The following is a 16,365-nucleotide window of genomic DNA, read 5'->3' as shown; positions in this document are numbered from 1 at the left end:
TCTGCCCATTCCCTTGCTCTTGCGCGCATTGCCGCATAGGGGGAAGCCTATGAACAGCCTTCTTGTCATGATCGGCGGCGCACTGGGTGCGCTAGCCCGCTATCAGTTCGGCCATATGGCAGGGCGGCTGATGGGCAGCGGCTGGCCGTGGGGGACGCTGGGCGTAAACATCATCGGCGGACTGGCAATGGGGCTGCTGGCGGGCTGGCTCGCGCGGCACGGCTCCGGTGGCGGGGAACAGGCGCGGTTGCTGCTTGGCGTCGGCGTGCTGGGCGGCTTCACAACCTTTTCCGCGTTCAGCCTTGAAACCGCGTTGATGATCGAGCGCGGCCAGTTGGGCGGTGCTGCGGCCTATGCCGGATTGTCCGTACTGCTATCCGTCGGTGCGCTGTTTGGCGGCCTGTTCACGATGCGGGCGCTGGCATGAGCAAGAGTGGCGCAGATACCAGCACCGCCCGCACCGCTATTATCAGCGCGGAGGATGACGGCATCCGGCTGGACCGCTGGTTCAAGCGACACATGCCGGACGTGAGCTTCGCCATCGTCTCGCGGTGGGCACGCACGGGGCAGCTTCGCCTCGATGGCGCGCGGGCTGCTCCGGGGGACCGGGTAGCGGAAGGCCAGTCCCTGCGCATCCCTCCCCTCCCCGCGCCCAAAACCGCCAAGCCCGCACGCCCCTCCCGCCCAATCCGTCCGCGCCTGTCGCCGGAGGAGACGGAGTTCGCGCAGAGCCTCGTCATCCACCGTGACGAGCACGCCATCGTCATCAATAAGCCGCCCGGCCTCGCTACGCAGGGCGGCACAAAGACGGACAGCCATGTCGATGGGCTGCTCGACGCGCTGATGTTTGAGCGGGATGACCGGCCCAAGCTCGTCCACCGCCTCGACAAGGATACGTCCGGCGCGTTGCTGCTTGCGCGCACGCCCAAAGCCGCCGCCTATTTCGCGAAGGCTTTCTCCAGCCGCACCGCGCGCAAGGTCTATTGGGCGCTCGTCGTCGGCGTGCCCAGCATCGAGCAGGGCATGATCGACTTGGCCATAGCCAAGCAGCCCGGCTCCGGTGGTGAGAAGATGCATGTCGACGAGGAGGAAGGCCTGCCCTCGCGCACCCGCTATCGCGTGATCGAGCGGGCGGGCAACCGCGCCTGCTGGATGGAGCTGCAACCCTATACAGGCCGCACCCACCAGATCCGCGTGCACCTCGCCGCCATCGGCTTCCCGATCGTGGGCGACGGCAAATATGGCGGCAAGGATGCCTTCCTTTCCGGCACGATCAGCCGCAAGATGCACCTTCATGCGCGCCGCATCCGGGTGGACAGCCCCGATGGCGGGCGGGTGGATGTGAAAGCGGAGCTGCCCGCGCATTTCGCCGAGAGCCTCGACGATCTGGGATTTGACCTCGCAAAGGGTGAGCTGCTGCTCGATGACGAGATCGACACCGGCCCGACCAAGGATGACCTCAAGCGCGTGGCAAAACAGCACGCCAAGCAGGTGCGCAAGGACAAGCGCGGCGAACGGCGCGAACGCGGGCAGACGCAGGCAAAGAAGCCCGCCCCTCGAAAGCCCCGCCCCAAGGCATCCCCCCGCAAGCCATGACCACCGCCAACCGCCTTGCCCTGTTCGATTGCGATGGCACGCTGGTCGATAGCCAGCACGATATCGTCGAGGCGATGAACCGCTGCTTCGACGCGGCGAAGCTCGACCCGCCGACGCGGCTGCAGACCCTCGCTGTCATCGGCCTGTCTTTGCCGCAGGCGATGGCGCGGCTGTTGCCGGATGCGGAAAGGCATTTCCACGATCATCTGGCGGAGCAATACAAGCTCGCTTTCCAGCATATGCGCCGCACCAATGGCGTGTCCGAGCCGCTCTACCCCGGCGTGGCGGACTTGATCGGGAGGCTGGCAGACGCTGGCTGGATGCTCGGCGTCGCCACCGGCAAGTCCGACCGTGGCCTCAACCTCTGTCTCACCACTCACGGCATCATCGACCATTTCATCACGCTGCAAACGGCGGACCGCCACCCCTCCAAGCCGCACCCGTCGATGGCGCTGCAGGCGATGGCGGATGCGGGCGCGGCGCCGGAGACCACGGTGATGATCGGCGACACAAGCTATGACATGGAGATGGCGCACAATGCGGGCATCCGCGCGCTGGGCGTCAACTGGGGCTATCACAGCGTATCCGAGCTCAGACAAGCCGGCGCGCATGCCGTGGCGGTGGACATGGCCGAGCTGGAGCGCCATATCACCGCATCATGACCGAGACCGCAGACCAGAAAGCCGCGCGCGAGGCCGCCGCCAAGGGCCGCTTCATCGCGCTCAACATGTTTCGCCTGTCCGGCGTGGCGATCGTGCTGTTCGGCTTCATGATCATGGCGCAGAAATTCGGGTTCGTTGCCGGGCAGAAGGCCAAGATCATGGGCGCGATCATCGCCACGGTCGGCCTGTTTCAGGCGCTGATCGTGCCGCGCATATTGGGCCGCGCATGGCGCACGCCGCCGGAATGACCTTGGCCCGATGAAGCGGTTCTACAAGGAAGCCACGGCAGTCGCGGCAGACGGCGGATGGAGCATCCTGCTCGATGGCCGCCCGGTGCGCACGCCCGCGCGGGCATTGCTCGTGCTGCCTACCGCCGCGCTCGGCAACGCGGTGGCGCAGGAGTGGGCGAGCCAGGGCGAGGAGATCGACCCCGCCGCCATGACCCTGACCGGCATCGCCAACGCCGCGATCGACCATGTGATGCCGAACCCCGCCGCCTTCGCCGCGCCGATCGCCGCCTATGGGGAGAGCGACCTGACCTGCTATCGCGCCGACGGGCCGGAGCCGCTGGTGGCGCGACAGGCGGAACAGTGGCAGCCGATGATCGACTGGGCGCAGGCGCGCTACGAGGTCAGCTTCCGCGTGACGAGCGGCATCGTCCATGTGCCGCAGCCGCCGGAGACGCTCACACGGCTAGGCGAGGCGGTGCGCGCGCTCGACCCCTTCCTGCTCGCGCCGCTCTCGACGCTGGTGAGCATGAGCGGCTCGCTCATCATCGGCCTGGCGGCGGTGGAGCGCGCCTTCCCGCTCGCGCAGCTGTGGCAGGCGGCGGAGCTGGACGAGCTGTGGCAGGCCGAGCAATGGGGCGACGACGATCAGGCCCTCCTCCGCCGCGCGCAGCGGCATGAGGCGTTCATGACGGCGGCAGGCTTTGCGGAGATGGCGGCGGGCTGAACCAGCGAGCCGCGCGTCATCCCAAAAGTCACGAAAGTCACGCCCTGTAAGGGCGCATCGCGCACTTCCTCGGCTGTGCGCCGGATGGGCACTGCCTGTTTCTCCACGCTGTCAAAAGAGCCGGTTCGCCATGCTTTTCCGTGACTGCCAGGCGGTGCAACTCGCCATTCCGCGCGACATTCGATCAAGGCCGGGCCAGCCATTCCCGCCGCCCGAAAATCCTCTGTGCGGCACATGCCCCGCCGCAAAGGGGCCTTCATGGTCGCATTGCCTTTGCAATGCTTACCACAGGCCGGATCGCCAGTGCCCGGCGCGCAACTCTCAAGCAGAGAGGGGAGCCAGCGTGCCGACGGCGGGCCTGCGCAGGACGGCGCGGGCGGCGGGAAACGGCATGGGGCTCACCACGCGGAGGCGGGGGATATGGGCCTTGGCGTGTGGGGTAGCAGAGGGGGTGGGGTGTAGGACAGGGGGATTTAAGCCCACGTCTTTTCGCCGGGAGCAGACGTTCGCTGAGCGGCGGCCAAAAGTTCTCGCAAAAAAGCCGCCTTTCCGGACCCGACAACCTTGCGGTCATTCGACAGACAGGCGATGTTCTCAGGATGGATAGACGAACCTTGCTCGCGCTCGCCGCCTCACTGCCCGCGATCGCTGCCACACCCGCCGAGGCGTGCAGCGTTGCGCTAAAGTCTCCTCGTTCGACTGGGTTGGCGAACCAGCAGGTTCGCAAGCTCTTCGAGGCGTGGTGGGAGCGCGATGCGGCCAAGTTCCGCGCCGTTTTCACGAACACTCTGATGGCGGATGGCACGGCTATGGAGGCTAGGCTCGCGAGCGAGCTGCTTGCGGCCGATCCAATCCCTGCTGAGACGTTTGCGATCTTCGACCGGTTTTTCACCGATCAGCGCACGCTTAAAAGGACCCCGCTCATCGTGAACACGGATGCGGGGGTTATCGTCGCATGTTCGGAAGCCGATCCATCGCTCAGCATCCAACCGGACTGCACTGGGATGCCGAAGCTACACTTGTTCTTGGTAACGATGCTTGGATTGAACGCTCGATCCATCGTGCACTTGGCAAGCACCGAGACAGTTGAGGTTGATACGTTCAGTATCTGGACCGAAGGCTCATCCTAACGTCCGCTAACCCCAACGATTGAGCCAAAGTGGATGGATCACTGACGACGACATTGCGGACATTGCTCGTTCAGGTACAACAGTGAAATGATGTATCGTGCAGCAGTACTCTTGGCATCAGCGGCATTCATTTGCGCTTCGCCCCCTAGCTTTGCCTTAGGACTTGCTGATCCAGCGTCTTCAGCGTCGGAGGAGCCTAACAAGGCTACGCAAGTAGGAAATGATGTGATTGCGTCCGCGCGTCGTTGGATAAAAGGTGATTTGGGAGGCCGCTCAGAGCTTGAGGCATTCGCAGCCGAGGGACGACTAGATGCCCAGGAAATGCTTGGGGAGTTAATGGGACCCAACGGTCCCCATGCGCTTCGCGATGAGCTTGCGGCATGTGGGTGGTTTGCCAAAGCAGCAGCTTATTCCCGTCCGGACTCACTGCATAATTCTGCCCTGTGTGCCGAAAAGGGGGTAAACGGGACGCCCAATCTCGCGCGGGCTGCGGCACTTTATCAGCAGGCCGCTGAACGCGGTTATCCCAAATCGCTGTGCGCTCTCGGCAATCTCTACGTTGCGGGTCGTGGCGTTCCGAAGGACGAAGCAAAGGGGGCTGCGCTCTGCCGACAAGCTGCGGAGAAAGGCGATCCTGACGCGCAAACTGATCTAGGGAATTTGTACCTTCAAGGTGTCGGCGTCTCACATGATATAGTGCAGGCACGCCACTGGTACGAGTTAGCGGCGGCTCAGGGTCAGCCCAATGCTACATTCGTACTTGGTCAGATTTACTGGAATGGCGACGGAGTTTCGCGCGACCAAAGTAAAGCGGCTGAGCTTTGGAAAGCAGCCTACCGAGGCGGACGTGTCGATGCTGCAGCCCACTTAGCTACATGGCTGTTTACCAGCTGGATGTCAGCGCATCCACGAGGCGACGTCACGGTCCTGAATGAAGCAATACAGTATCAGGAAGTCGCAGTTAGGTCTGTTTCGGAGGCCAAGCGAGCGGAAGCGCAAACACTTCTAACCGTCATGCAAGCTGCTAAAGCAACAGCGGAAAAGGAGCAATAGACCCGTCGGCATGTCCGCTTCCCCCAACATTCCGGCCGTTGTGTTAGCTCGGCGGTAGGGAATAGCTGCCGGACCGCTTGTCCATGATGACCGTGAGACTGCCGCTAAATGGATGCTGAAACAAGTTCAGCATGACAAGTGCGACATTCAGCTCCTATGCCCCCTACTCCCCCCGCTTCCCCAGCCCCCGGATAAAGCCGATCAGCCCGGTCTGGCGGCTGCGTTTCAGGCGTTCGGCGTGGAGGATTGTGCGCACTTTTTCGAAGCAGCTTTGGGCGTCGTCGTTCACCAGCACATAGTCATAGCCGTCCCAGTGCGCGATTTCGTTGGCGGCGCGCGCCATGCGGCCTTCGATCACCTCGTTGCTATCCGTGCCGCGCGCGCGCAGGCGGCGCTCCAGCTCCTCTATCGAGGGCGGCAGGATGAACACGCGGACCACATCCCCGCCCGCAATCTGATGCAGCTGTTGCGCGCCCTGCCAGTCGATATCGAACAGCACGTCGCGCCCGGCCTCCAGCATCGCGTCGACCGGCGCCCTGGGCGTGCCATAGCGGTTGCCAAACACATGCGCCCATTCGAGGAAGTCGTTTTTCGTCGTCATCTCGCGAAACTGATCGAGCGAGACGAAGTGATAGTCCTTGCCTTCCACCTCGCCCGGACGGATCGGGCGCGTGGTGGCGGAGACGGACATCTGAAGATTGTCCTCCGCTTCCAATAACATGCGCGAGATGGTCGATTTCCCCGCGCCTGACGGGGAGGAAAGCACGAACAGCAGCCCGCGCCGTTTGAATTTATAGGGGTCGTTCGTGTCGCCTTCGGCCATGCCCGCTAGTGCCGTGGGCGGGCCGCACAGTCAAGTCTGAGGCGCTATTACACGTCCGGCTTGTCTGGCACCACAGGCGCTGTCGCCACCGGAGCAACGCGCGCGGGCTTGGCGGCGAGGGCGGCCTGTTCTTCCTTGCGCTCCTCGTTGCGCTTGTAGAGCTTGTGACCCAGCCATGCGCCGCCGATGATCAGCGCGGCAAAGGGCGAACGGCGCACGACGGTGCTGGCAACCATGCCGGCAACCGCGCCCATGGTTCCCGATTTCCCGGACTCCGCAGCGATGCTGGAGCCCAGTACGCCGCCCAAGAGTTTTCCGAACATTCTGATATGGCTCCTTTTCGACTTCGCCATACCAACCTCCTGTGCGCGGCTTGGTTCCACCGGCGGGGCCGGTCCCGATCGCTATTTCCGCTTGCCGAAATCCACCGTAACCACGTTCGATCCGTCACCCGCTGGGGCCGGCGAAGGCGTGGCGTCGTTCTCCGCCTCCTCGTGCGGCTCCGGCTCTTCATCGCCCTCTTGCGCCTGGAACTGCAGCGCGAAGTTCACGGCCGGATCGACGAACGCGGTGATCGCGCCGAAGGGGATGACAAGCTGGGCCGGCACCTGATTGAAGGTGAGGCTGACGCGGAACAGGGTCGGCTCCACCTTGAGATCCCAGAACTTGTTCTGCAGCACGATCGTCATCTCGTCCGGGAAGCGCTCGGTCAGGTGCTTGGGCACCGAAACGCCGGGCGCCTGCGTCTTGAACGTGATGTAGAAATGATGCGTGCCGGGCAGATCGCCGCCCGAGCTTTCCACCTGGCCCAGCACCCGGCCGACCACGGCGCGCAGGGCCTCCTGCACGATCTCGTCATAGGGAATCAGGCTGTCTGGCAGTTCGTCGCTCATGCCCCTTACCTAACGCGCGGGAAAGGCGGGTCAAGCCGAACCGACACGCCCGCAAAACATTGCGCGCCCGCAAAACGGCGCTATAGGGGCGTCATGCGCACGGCTGAAATACAAAGGACAACGGCGGAAACGGCGATTGTCGTCTCCGTCAACCTCGACGGGACGGGCAGCTATGCCGTTTCGACCGGCATCGGCTTTCTCGACCATATGCTGGAGCAGCTCTCGCGCCATTCGCTGATCGACCTGAAGGTGGAATGCAAGGGCGACCTGCATGTCGACCAGCATCACACTACCGAGGACACGGGCATCGCCATCGGCGAGGCGGTGGCAAAGGCTCTGGGCGACAAGCGCGGCATCGCCCGCTATGGCAGCGCCTATTCGCCGATGGACGAGACTTTGTCACGCGTGGCGCTGGATATCTCCGGGCGGCCCTACCTCGTGTGGAAGGCGGAGTTTACGACGCCGCGCCTGGGCGAGATGGATACCGAGCTGTTCCAGCACTGGTTCCACAGCTTCGCGGGCGCGGCGGGCATAACGCTGCATGCCGAGTGCCTGTATGGCGAGAACAACCACCATGTGATCGAGAGCCTGTTCAAGGGGCTGGCGCGCGCGCTGCGCATCGCGGTGGAGATCGACCCGCGCAAGGGCGACGCCATCCCCTCGACCAAGGGGACGCTGGGCGCCAAGGGAACCTCGACAGAATGAGCATTGCGCTGATCGACTACGGCGCGGGCAATCTTCATTCGGTTCATAATGCGCTGATCAAGGCTGGGGCGCGGGATGTTGTGCTCGCCGCCGATGGCGAGGTGGTGCGCCGGGCGGAGCGCATCGTGCTGCCCGGCGTGGGGGCGTTCCGCGCGTGCCGGGATGGACTCTATTCCCTGCCCGGCGTTGTGGAGGCGATGGGCGAAGCGGTGCAGGCGCGCGGCGTGCCATTCCTCGGCATCTGCGTCGGCATGCAATTGCTGGCCGATGAAGGCGAAGAATTTGGCAGCCATGACGGGCTGGGCTGGGTGCCGGGCTCGGTTTGCAGAATCGAGCCTGCCGACGCGAACATCAAGGTGCCGCATATGGGCTGGAACGATGTGACGCCCGCCACGCCGCATCCGCTCATCGTGCCGGGCGAGGCGTATTTCCTGCACAGCTATCATTTCGCCGCCACTGACCCCGCGCATGTGCTCGCCACCACCGATCATGGCGGGCCGATCGTCGCCGCCGTGGGGCGCGACACGATTGTTGGCGTGCAGTATCACCCGGAAAAGAGCCAGAGCTATGGCCTTTCCTTCCTCTCCCGCTTTCTGGAATGGCGCCCGTGAGCATTATCGTTTTCCCCGCAATCGACCTTAAAGGCGGGCAGGTCGTCCGCCTCGCCGAGGGCGATATGGACCGCGCGACCGTCTATGGCGACGATCCCGCCGCGCAGGCGCTGTTGTTTGCGCAGGCTGGGGCGCAGCATCTGCATGTCGTCGACCTCGACGGCAGCTTTGCCGGGCGCGCGGTGAATGGCGCGGCGGTGGAGAGTATCGTCTCCGCCTTCCCCGGCCATGTGCAGCTGGGCGGCGGCATCCGCAACCGGGAGGCGGTGGAGCGCTGGTTCGACCTCGGCGTCTCGCGCATCGTCATCGGCACGGCGGCGCTGAAGGATCCGGAGTTCGTGAAGGCGGCGGCGCGCGACTTTCCCGGCGGTATCGTGGTGGCGGTGGACGCGCGTGATGGCTTTGTCGCGACCGAAGGGTGGGCCGAAAAGAGCGACATGCCGGTGCTGGACCTCGCCCGCCGGTTCGAGGACGCCGGGGTGGCCAGCCTGCTGTTCACCGATGTGGGCCGCGACGGGATGCTGAAAGGCTGTAACGTGCAGGCGACGGTCGATCTGGCACGCGCCTGCTCGATCCCGGTCATCGCCAGCGGCGGCGTGGCGGGCATAGCCGACATCCGCGTGCTGGCGCTCCACGCGCAGGACGGGATCGAGGGCGTCATAACCGGCCGCGCGCTTTATGACGGGCGGCTGGATTTGAAGGCCGCCCTGGCCGTGGCGGCGGCGGAGTGAGAGTCATGTGCATTGAAATGCGCAGCACCGGCCCGCTCCCCCGCTCAACCGCCCGACAGGGTATTACATCGGGTGGTTGGGCGGGGGAGCGGGCTGGTGCCGTAACCGAGCGTGAGCGAGGCCAACAATGACCGTCCGCGTCCGCGTCATCCCCTGCCTTGATGTCGCCAATGGCCGCGTGGTCAAGGGCGTGAACTTTGTCGATCTGGCCGATGCGGGCGACCCGGTAGAGCAGGCGCGGCTGTATGACAGCATGGGCGCGGACGAGCTGTGCTTTCTCGACATTACCGCGAGCCATGAGGATCGGGGCACCATCCTCGACATCGTCAAGCGCACCGCCGAGGTGTGCTTCATGCCCGTCACCGTCGGCGGCGGGGTGCGCAGCGCGGAGGATGCGCGCGCGCTGCTGCTCGCGGGCGCGGACAAGGTGGCGGTGAACAGCGCCGCCGTCGCCCGGCCGGAAGTGGTGGCGGACATTGCCGACCGCTTCGGCAGCCAGTGCGTGGTCGCCAGCGTCGACGCGCGGCGGGTGGCAGAGGGGCGCTGGGAAATCTTCACCCACGGCGGCCGCCGCGCCACCGGCATCGACGCGCTCGAGCATGCGGCGCGGCTGGCGCAGCTGGGCGCGGGCGAGCTGCTGGTCACCTCGATGGACGGCGACGGCACCAAACAGGGCTATGACCTTGCGCTGACCCGCGCGATTGCCGACGCGGTTTCCGTGCCCGTCATCGCCAGCGGCGGGGTGGGTACGCTCGATCATCTGGTGGAGGGCGTGCGCGAGGGCCATGCCAGCGCCGTGCTGGCCGCGTCGATCTTTCATTTCGGCCAGCACACGATTGCCGAGGCGCATGCGGCGCTCAGCGAGGCGGGGATAGCCGTGCGGCATCCGGTCACCAGTCAGCCGAATTGATACTGATCACTCCGCCCCCAAGAGAGCGAGACCACCCATGTCGCTGACATCCCTCCTCGTTCCTAGTTTCATGCACATGCTCGGCGCGATGTCAGGCTGGCTGGCCAAGGCACAGGCACAGATGGCGGGGCAGGAAGCGGAGGCGCTGCTGTCGGCGCGGCTCGCGCCCGACATGTTTCCCCTATCCACGCAAATTCGCTTTGCCTGCGTTCAGCCCCATGAGGCAAGCTGTCGCCTGCGGGGGCTGGCCTTTTCCGACACGATTCAGGCGCTTTTGGATGAGGGGCGCAACGGCGGCGAAGTGCCCGGTTCAATCGGCGATGCACAAGCGCGCATCGCCGAAACCCTGGCGCTGTTGAACAACCTTGCCCCAGACGCGCTCGATATGGACTATGGCGCGCCCATCGCTCATGCATTGCCCAACGGCATGATATTCGACCTGAGCGCGGAGCAATATGCGCGGGACTGGGCACTGGCGCAGTTCTATTTTCATGTCATGTCGGCCTACGCCATTTTACGCAGCCAAGGGGTAGACCTCGGCAAGGCTGACTATATCCCGCACATGCTGCCTTTTCTGCGCGCATAGGGGTAATCGGACCGCTACGGGCCAGTTCGGGCGCGGCGTGAGTTTCGCAACCGCAACAAAAAAGGTGAACGCGGTTGCGTTGAAATGGCCGGTAACGGTAATAGGCCTTTAAGAAGCGCCTGTTAAGGCATGCGCGCACTTACTGGGCATATCCATTTCAGGGGGTAGAATGCGGACTGTTGATCCGGCAACGGCGAGCGGCACGGGAGCATTATCGGCCGCGCCCGCGGTATCGGTGGTGATACCGGCCTATAATGAGGAAAACGCCGTCATCCCCACAATCGAGAAGGTACGCGAGGTATTGAACGATGCCGGCATCCCGTTCGAGCTGGTGGTCGTTAACGACGGATCCAAGGACGGCACCGCCGCAGCCGCCAAATCGACCGGCGTGCATGTTGTCGATTTCCCGCACAATGGCGGTTATGGCCGTGCATTGAAGGCTGGCATTGCCGTCACCAAGGCGCCGCTGGTCGCGATCATCGACGCGGATGGCACCTACCCCGCCGAAATGCTGCCCCAGATGATCGAGATGGCCGCCTACAATCAGATGGTGGTGGGCGACCGCGGCGCGGCGATGAAGGGCGTGCCGATGATCCGCAAGCCCGCCAAATGGGTGCTGAACAACCTTGCGAGCTATCTCGCCGGGCACAAGATCACCGACCTGAATTCCGGCCTGCGCGTGTTCCAGCGGCCGGAGCTGGAGCGGTTCATCCACCTGCTGCCCAACGCCTTTTCGTTCACCACCACGATCACGCTGTGCATGCTCGCCTCGGGCTTTAACGTGTCCTACCTGCCGATCACCTACGGCAAGCGCGTGGGCACATCGAAGATCAAGGCGGTCGATTTCTTCCGCTTCATGATGCTGGTGTTCCGCCTGACGGTCTATTTCCAGCCGCTGCGCATCTTCATGCCCTTGGGCGCGTTCCTGTTTCTCATCGGGGTCGGCAAGGCTGTGTATGACGTGTGGATCGACAACCTTTCGGAGACCGCGATCTTCGGCATGCTCGGCGCAATAGTCATCTGGTCCTTCGGGCTGATTGCCGACATGATGGCGCGCATGCAGCTGCGCCCGCCCGGCACGCGCTGATGGCCTCATCGCGCAAGCGATATCTTGTCTGGGCGGTGCAGATCGCGGTCAGCGCGGTGCTGCTGGCCTTCATCTTTCATTTCGTTCCGCTGGCGCAGGTATGGGGCGCGGCCAAGCGCCTGTCTCCGCAGCTCTGGCTGGCGGGGTTCGCGCTGTTCCTGATCGGCCATGCGCTTACCGCCGCGAAATGGTGGATGCTGATCGGCCATGAGGTGCGCTTTGCCCGCGCCTTTCGCGCGCATCTGGCAGGGCTGGGTGCCAACCTCGCGCTGCCCGGCGTGGCGGGTGGAGACGTGGTGCGCGCCGCCCTTGTGATGGGCGAGACCAAGGACAAGGGCCGCCTCGCGGTCGGCTCGCTGGTCGACCGGTTGATCGACACCGCCTCGCTGGCGCTGGTGGCGCTGGTGGGGGCGTGGTTCGCGTTCAACACCGATGGGCGCACGACCGGGCTGGTCGTCGGCGGAATAGTGGTGGTCGTGGCTATAAAGCTGACGCTGCTGCGCCTGCTTTCCGCACGCATCGCCGCGTTTGCCGCGTGGCTCAGCACCAAGGGCAAGGCAGGGCGCATTCTCGGCAAGATCATCGCCGCCAGCGCGGAGATGGGCCGCCAGCCGGGCCTGCTGCTCGGCTGTTTTATCCTCTCGCTCGCCGTGCAGTGCCTGTTCGTGTTGATCAACATCGCGTTCGCGCTGGCGCTGGGCGTGATGATCCCCGCCGCCGCGTGGTTCTATGCCTGGGCGGGGGCGAAGATCATCGCGATCCTGCCCATCAGCCTCGGCGGCCTCGGCCTGCGCGAGGCGAGCATGGCGGCGCTGCTCCAGCCCTTCGGCGTAAATACGGGCGCGGTGATCGCCATCGGCCTGATCTGGCAGACCGTCCTTTATGCCAGCGGCATCCTCGGCCTGCTCGTGCAGGCGGGTTTTGCCGCGTTGCCGGGCAAGAGCACCTCACCGTTAGACCCCAAACCCCATATAGGCTGATCCCTCATGACCTCCGCTCCCTCCCCTTCCTTTCCCGCAGACGCCGGCCCACGCGTGACGATTTTGGGCGGCGGCCCGGCAGGCGTCGGCGCGGCCTATATGTTGAGCGAGAGCGGCAAGGCAAAGCCGATCCTTCTGGAGCGCGGCACGACCGTAGGCGGCAATTCAGGCAGCTTTCTGCATGACGGCGTGCATTGCGATTATGGCAGCCACCGCCTGCACCCGGCGAGCGACCCCGCAATCCTCGCCATGATCCGTGGCCTGCTGGGCGATGACCTGCTCACCCGCCCACGCCACGGCCGCATCCGCCTCAAAGGGAGCTGGATTCACTTTCCGCTGAAGCCTGCGGACCTGCTGATGAAGATGCCCAAGGGCTTTGCGCTCTCGCTGTTGAAGGACATGGCGACCAAGCCATTCCGCAAGGGCGCGGCGACGCCGGAGGCGGAGACCTTCGCCACCATCCTGCACAAGGAACTCGGCCCCGCGATGTGCGAGGGGTTTTACTATCCCTATATGAAGAAGCTGTGGGCCTTGCCGCCGGAGCAGCTGGCGGTGACGCTCGCCCGCCGCCGCATTTCGGGCAGCTCCATCACCAAGATCATCAAGAAGGTTCTGGGCCAGCTCCCCGGCATCAAGAAGCCGCAGACCGGCATTTTCTATTATCCCAAGACCGGCTTCGGCCTGATCAGCGAGGCGCTGAAGGCTGGCGCGGAAAGACAAGGTGCGCAGGCGCAAATGGGCGCCTCCGTGAGCGCGATCGAGCATGAGGACGGCAAGGTACGCGCGGTGCGCTATGCCACTGCGCAAGGGGAGCAGCGGATCGAGACCGACCATGTCTGGTCGACCATCCCGCTGTCGCAGCTGGTGCGCATGATGGAACCGGCCGCGCCCGCCGATGTTCTCTCTGCGGCGGACAAGATGCGCTATCGCGGCATGATCCTGATCTACATCACGCTCGATCAGGACCAGTACACCGAATATGACGCGCATTATTTCCCGGAATTGAATGTGCCGATCTCGCGCCTGTCGGAACCCAAAAACTATTCGGCATCCTCAGAGCCGAAGGGACAGACTGTGCTGTGCGCGGAGCTGCCGTGCGATCCGCACGAAGACCTATGGGCGATGAGCGACGACCAGCTTGGCCAGAAGCTGTGCGACTGGCTGGTGGCGACTGGCCTGCCCAAGCCGAAGCTCAAGGCCTCGCTCACGCGGCGCCTGTCTCACGCCTATCCGGTCTATGACCGCGATTTCGAGACGCACTTCGCGGTGCTGGACCAATATGTCGGCTCTGTCGACGGGCTGCTGACCTTCGGGCGGCAGGGCCTGTTCGCGCATGACAACACCCACCATGCGCTCGCCATGTCCGCCGCCGCAGTCGAGTGCATCGACTCGCAGGGTCGGTTCGATCACGCGCGCTGGGCCGAGCATCGCAAGGAATTCGAGCATCACGTCGTGGAAGACTGATGGCGGAAGGCGCACTCGTCCTCACTTATCACTCGATCTCGGACGCGCCGGGGCCGACCAACATCGCGCCCGCCACCTTCGCGATGCAGATGGAGATGCTGGGCCGGTGCGGATTTACGAGCGCCCGCCTGGACGAATTTCTCGCCTGGCATCAGGGCAAGGGCACCATGGCGCGCAAGGTACTCATCACCTTTGACGATGCATTCGCCGATTTTGCCGAGACCGCCGTGCCGATCCTTGCTTCGCATGGCCTCAGCGCGCTGATGTTTGTGCCGACGCGCAAGCTCGGCGGGGTGGAGGATTGGTATACCGCCCCGCCCACCAACCGGCCGCTGATGACGCGCGAGCAGCTGACGGCATTGAGCGCGCAAGGCATGGAATTCGGCGCGCATGGCCGCACCCATGTGCCCCTGCCCTCGGTATCCGGCCAGGCGCGCACGGATGAGATCGCGGGCAGCGGCGCGGATCTTGGCGCGTGGCTGGGAACGCCCCCGGCCTCCTTTGCCGCCCCCTATGGCGCAGTGGACGCCGACGTTATCCGCGAGATCGGCTCTCATTACGCGATCGCCTTCGGCACCCGCTTCGCCGAGGCGCGCCGCACCGATGACCGGCACGACATATCGCGCATAGACATGCATTATTTTCGCTCACCCCTTGCCTGGCGTAACTTTCTGGAAGGGGGAAGGCTGTATTTCCGGGCGCGCAAGCTGCTGCGCTCGGTGGGTACACTCGTGCGTGGTTAAGGGTTAAAGGGTTAATGGCTTAACGCGCTTGATTGTGCGGTGCAGAATACGCATAATCGGCTGTAATCCTAGAGATTGATCGGAATTATTCATGACGAAATTCGCCAAAGTCGGCCAGAATATCGAAGCGCAAAATGCGGGCTGGACCTTCGACGGCAAGGTGGCCGACACATTTGTCGATCATGTCCGCCAGTCCGTGCCTCTCTACGAGGCAGGCCACGATCTGGTCTGCCAACTTTCCGATTATTTCGTCGACAAGACCAGCACGGTCTATGAGATCGGCACCTCGACCGGCGAGCTGATCCGCAAGGTGGCGCGGCACAACGCCCACCGCGACGGTGCGCGCTTCGTGGGTATCGATCCGGTCGCGCCGATGGTCGAGAAGGCGCGCCAGCATTGCGCAGACACGCCGTCCGTCACCATCATCGAGGACGACGCCCGCCATTTCGACTTTGAGCCGGCTGACCTCATCATCTCTTACTACACGATCCAGTTCATCCCCCCGCGCGACCGGCAGCAGCTGTTCGACAAGCTCTATAACGCGCTCAACTGGGGCGGCGCGCTCATCATGTTCGAGAAGGTGCGCGCGCCCGACGCCCGTTTTCAGGACATGGCGGTCGGCATGTACAACGAGTTCAAGCTCTCGCAGGGCTTCAACTGCGAGGAAATCGTCACCAAGACGCGCAGCCTCAAGGGCGTGCTGGAGCCGTTCTCGACGCAGGGCAACCTCGATCTGTTCGCCCGCGCGGGCTTCAAGGACGTCACCACGGTGATGAAATATATCTGCTTCGAGGGCTTTGTCGCGATCAAATAAGCGCCCAGCCGGTGCCGGTGCGGGCCGGGGAGTGACCCCCGGTCAGCCCTCACTTGCCTGTTTCATATTGCACTGCACCCTATTGCATCGTATCCGACGGGAAAAGCGTCTCAAGGGAATAAAAATGGTTCAGCTCGGTATGGCGGCGGTGGCTCGCCGCAAACTGCGTAATGCCCTGATGAACGTGCGACGGGTCTATTTCAACACGGTCTGGGGCATGAAGATCGCCGAGGGCTGCGCCATCTCCTTCTCTGCCAAGCTGGACAAGACCAACCCCAGGGGCATCGTCATCGGCAAGGACAGCGCGGTGGTTTTCGGCGCGTCGATCCTCTCACACGACACCGTGCGCGGCGTACATGTGGAAACCCGCATCGGCGAGCGGTGCAACATCGGTGCGCATTCGCTCATCATGCCGGGTGTGACGATCGGCGACGGCAGCGTGGTCGCGGCGGGCAGCGTGGTGCTGCGCGATGTACCTCCGGGCGTGATCGTGTTCGGCAATCCGGCGCGCGTGCTGGAAACCGGCATCGTCACCGGCAAATGGGGCATCATCAAATCACGCGCATCGACCGAGCCGGATGCAACCCCAGCGGCACCAGCGAGTTAACCGGACGTTTGCCGAA

The 16,365-nt window shown here is 64.1% G+C and carries 21 protein-coding genes; 18 read left to right on the top strand and 3 right to left on the bottom strand.

What is annotated here, in order from left to right; translation table 11 throughout:
* The first annotated feature begins 49 nt into the window (after window positions 1-49).
* The 7 genes from crcB (at window position 50) to OOT33_RS11530 (ending at window position 5,395) form a co-directional block, all read left to right on the top strand.
* Window positions 50-427: a fluoride efflux transporter CrcB gene (gene crcB / locus OOT33_RS11560; RefSeq protein ID WP_307750174.1), complete on the top strand. Its 378-nt coding sequence runs from the start codon at window positions 50-52 to the stop codon at window positions 425-427.
* Window positions 424-1,596, top strand: coding sequence for an RluA family pseudouridine synthase (locus tag OOT33_RS11555; protein WP_307750173.1), 1,173 nt, complete (start codon window positions 424-426; stop codon window positions 1,594-1,596). Before crcB ends, OOT33_RS11555 begins: the two co-directional genes overlap by 4 nt.
* Window positions 1,593-2,258, top strand: coding sequence for an HAD-IA family hydrolase (locus OOT33_RS11550; protein WP_307750172.1), 666 nt, complete (start codon window positions 1,593-1,595; stop codon window positions 2,256-2,258). The genes OOT33_RS11555 and OOT33_RS11550 overlap by 4 nt, the downstream gene beginning before the upstream one ends.
* Window positions 2,255-2,506 carry a hypothetical protein gene (locus OOT33_RS11545; protein WP_307750171.1) on the top strand — a complete coding sequence of 84 codons (252 nt, stop codon included), beginning with the start codon at window positions 2,255-2,257 and terminating at the stop codon, window positions 2,504-2,506. Before OOT33_RS11550 ends, OOT33_RS11545 begins: the two co-directional genes overlap by 4 nt.
* Before the next feature lie 10 nt (window positions 2,507-2,516).
* A complete protein-coding gene (locus OOT33_RS11540; RefSeq protein WP_307750170.1) occupies window positions 2,517-3,212 on the top strand; it encodes an ATP12 family protein in 696 nt (231 codons plus the stop codon).
* Window positions 3,213-3,826: 614 nt separating this feature from the next.
* The gene (locus OOT33_RS11535; RefSeq protein WP_307750169.1) at window positions 3,827-4,342 is read left to right on the top strand and encodes a hypothetical protein; all 516 of its coding nucleotides are present in this window, start codon (window positions 3,827-3,829) and stop codon (window positions 4,340-4,342) included.
* Window positions 4,343-4,567: 225 nt separating this feature from the next.
* Window positions 4,568-5,395 carry a tetratricopeptide repeat protein gene (locus tag OOT33_RS11530; protein ID WP_307750168.1) on the top strand — a complete coding sequence of 276 codons (828 nt, stop codon included), beginning with the start codon at window positions 4,568-4,570 and terminating at the stop codon, window positions 5,393-5,395.
* A gap of 163 nt (window positions 5,396-5,558) precedes the next feature.
* Here the strand turns inward: OOT33_RS11530 and gmk are convergent, their stop codons facing one another.
* The 3 genes from gmk to OOT33_RS11515 all read right to left on the bottom strand — a co-directional run bounded on the left by gmk (window position 5,559) and on the right by OOT33_RS11515 (window position 7,111).
* Entirely contained in the window at window positions 5,559-6,218 is a 660-nt protein-coding gene (gene gmk / locus OOT33_RS11525; RefSeq protein WP_307750167.1) for a guanylate kinase, read from the bottom strand.
* 47 nt (window positions 6,219-6,265) lie between these two features.
* Window positions 6,266-6,541 carry a hypothetical protein gene (locus OOT33_RS11520; RefSeq protein ID WP_307750166.1) on the bottom strand — a complete coding sequence of 92 codons (276 nt, stop codon included), beginning with the start codon at window positions 6,539-6,541 and terminating at the stop codon, window positions 6,266-6,268.
* 81 nt (window positions 6,542-6,622) lie between these two features.
* Complete coding sequence (locus OOT33_RS11515) at window positions 6,623-7,111, bottom strand: ClpXP protease specificity-enhancing factor SspB (RefSeq protein ID WP_307750165.1); 489 nt, start codon at window positions 7,109-7,111, stop codon at window positions 6,623-6,625.
* Window positions 7,112-7,204: 93 nt separating this feature from the next.
* On the opposite strand from OOT33_RS11515, the gene hisB reads away from it, so the two are divergent.
* The 11 genes from hisB to OOT33_RS11460 all read left to right on the top strand — a co-directional run bounded on the left by hisB (window position 7,205) and on the right by OOT33_RS11460 (window position 16,349).
* A complete protein-coding gene (gene hisB, locus OOT33_RS11510; RefSeq protein ID WP_307750164.1) occupies window positions 7,205-7,816 on the top strand; it encodes an imidazoleglycerol-phosphate dehydratase HisB in 612 nt (203 codons plus the stop codon).
* Window positions 7,813-8,427: an imidazole glycerol phosphate synthase subunit HisH gene (gene hisH / locus OOT33_RS11505; RefSeq protein ID WP_307750163.1), complete on the top strand. Its 615-nt coding sequence runs from the start codon at window positions 7,813-7,815 to the stop codon at window positions 8,425-8,427. Before hisB ends, hisH begins: the two co-directional genes overlap by 4 nt.
* Window positions 8,424-9,158 (top strand): 1-(5-phosphoribosyl)-5-[(5-phosphoribosylamino)methylideneamino]imidazole-4-carboxamide isomerase, encoded by a 735-nt coding sequence (gene hisA / locus OOT33_RS11500; protein WP_307750162.1) that lies wholly within the window; start codon window positions 8,424-8,426, stop codon window positions 9,156-9,158. Before hisH ends, hisA begins: the two co-directional genes overlap by 4 nt.
* Window positions 9,159-9,285: 127 nt before the next feature.
* Window positions 9,286-10,068, top strand: coding sequence for an imidazole glycerol phosphate synthase subunit HisF (gene hisF / locus OOT33_RS11495; RefSeq protein WP_307750161.1), 783 nt, complete (start codon window positions 9,286-9,288; stop codon window positions 10,066-10,068).
* A 37-nt stretch (window positions 10,069-10,105) separates the two neighbouring features.
* Window positions 10,106-10,654, top strand: coding sequence for a DUF1993 family protein (locus OOT33_RS11490; protein WP_307750160.1), 549 nt, complete (start codon window positions 10,106-10,108; stop codon window positions 10,652-10,654).
* A gap of 169 nt (window positions 10,655-10,823) precedes the next feature.
* A complete protein-coding gene (locus OOT33_RS11485; protein ID WP_307750159.1) occupies window positions 10,824-11,741 on the top strand; it encodes a glycosyltransferase in 918 nt (305 codons plus the stop codon).
* Window positions 11,741-12,721 (top strand): flippase-like domain-containing protein, encoded by a 981-nt coding sequence (locus OOT33_RS11480; RefSeq protein WP_307750158.1) that lies wholly within the window; start codon window positions 11,741-11,743, stop codon window positions 12,719-12,721. The genes OOT33_RS11485 and OOT33_RS11480 overlap by 1 nt, the downstream gene beginning before the upstream one ends.
* Before the next feature lie 6 nt (window positions 12,722-12,727).
* Window positions 12,728-14,185, top strand: a complete 1,458-nt coding sequence (locus OOT33_RS11475; protein ID WP_307750157.1) for an FAD-dependent oxidoreductase — start codon at window positions 12,728-12,730, stop codon at window positions 14,183-14,185.
* Window positions 14,185-14,928, top strand: coding sequence for a polysaccharide deacetylase family protein (locus OOT33_RS11470; protein WP_307750156.1), 744 nt, complete (start codon window positions 14,185-14,187; stop codon window positions 14,926-14,928). Before OOT33_RS11475 ends, OOT33_RS11470 begins: the two co-directional genes overlap by 1 nt.
* 91 nt (window positions 14,929-15,019) lie before the next feature.
* Window positions 15,020-15,742, top strand: coding sequence for a methyltransferase domain-containing protein (locus OOT33_RS11465; RefSeq protein WP_307750155.1), 723 nt, complete (start codon window positions 15,020-15,022; stop codon window positions 15,740-15,742).
* A 124-nt stretch (window positions 15,743-15,866) separates the two neighbouring features.
* A complete protein-coding gene (locus tag OOT33_RS11460) occupies window positions 15,867-16,349 on the top strand; it encodes a DapH/DapD/GlmU-related protein (protein ID WP_307750154.1) in 483 nt (160 codons plus the stop codon).
* The last annotated feature ends 16 nt before the right edge of the window (window positions 16,350-16,365 follow it).

It is taken from the genome of Sphingobium sp. DEHP117 (assembly GCF_030867385.1).
GTDB lineage: Bacteria > Pseudomonadota > Alphaproteobacteria > Sphingomonadales > Sphingomonadaceae > Sphingobium.
Note: the sequence above shows the minus strand (reverse complement) of the source record. Positions and strands in the feature narration are given on the sequence as shown.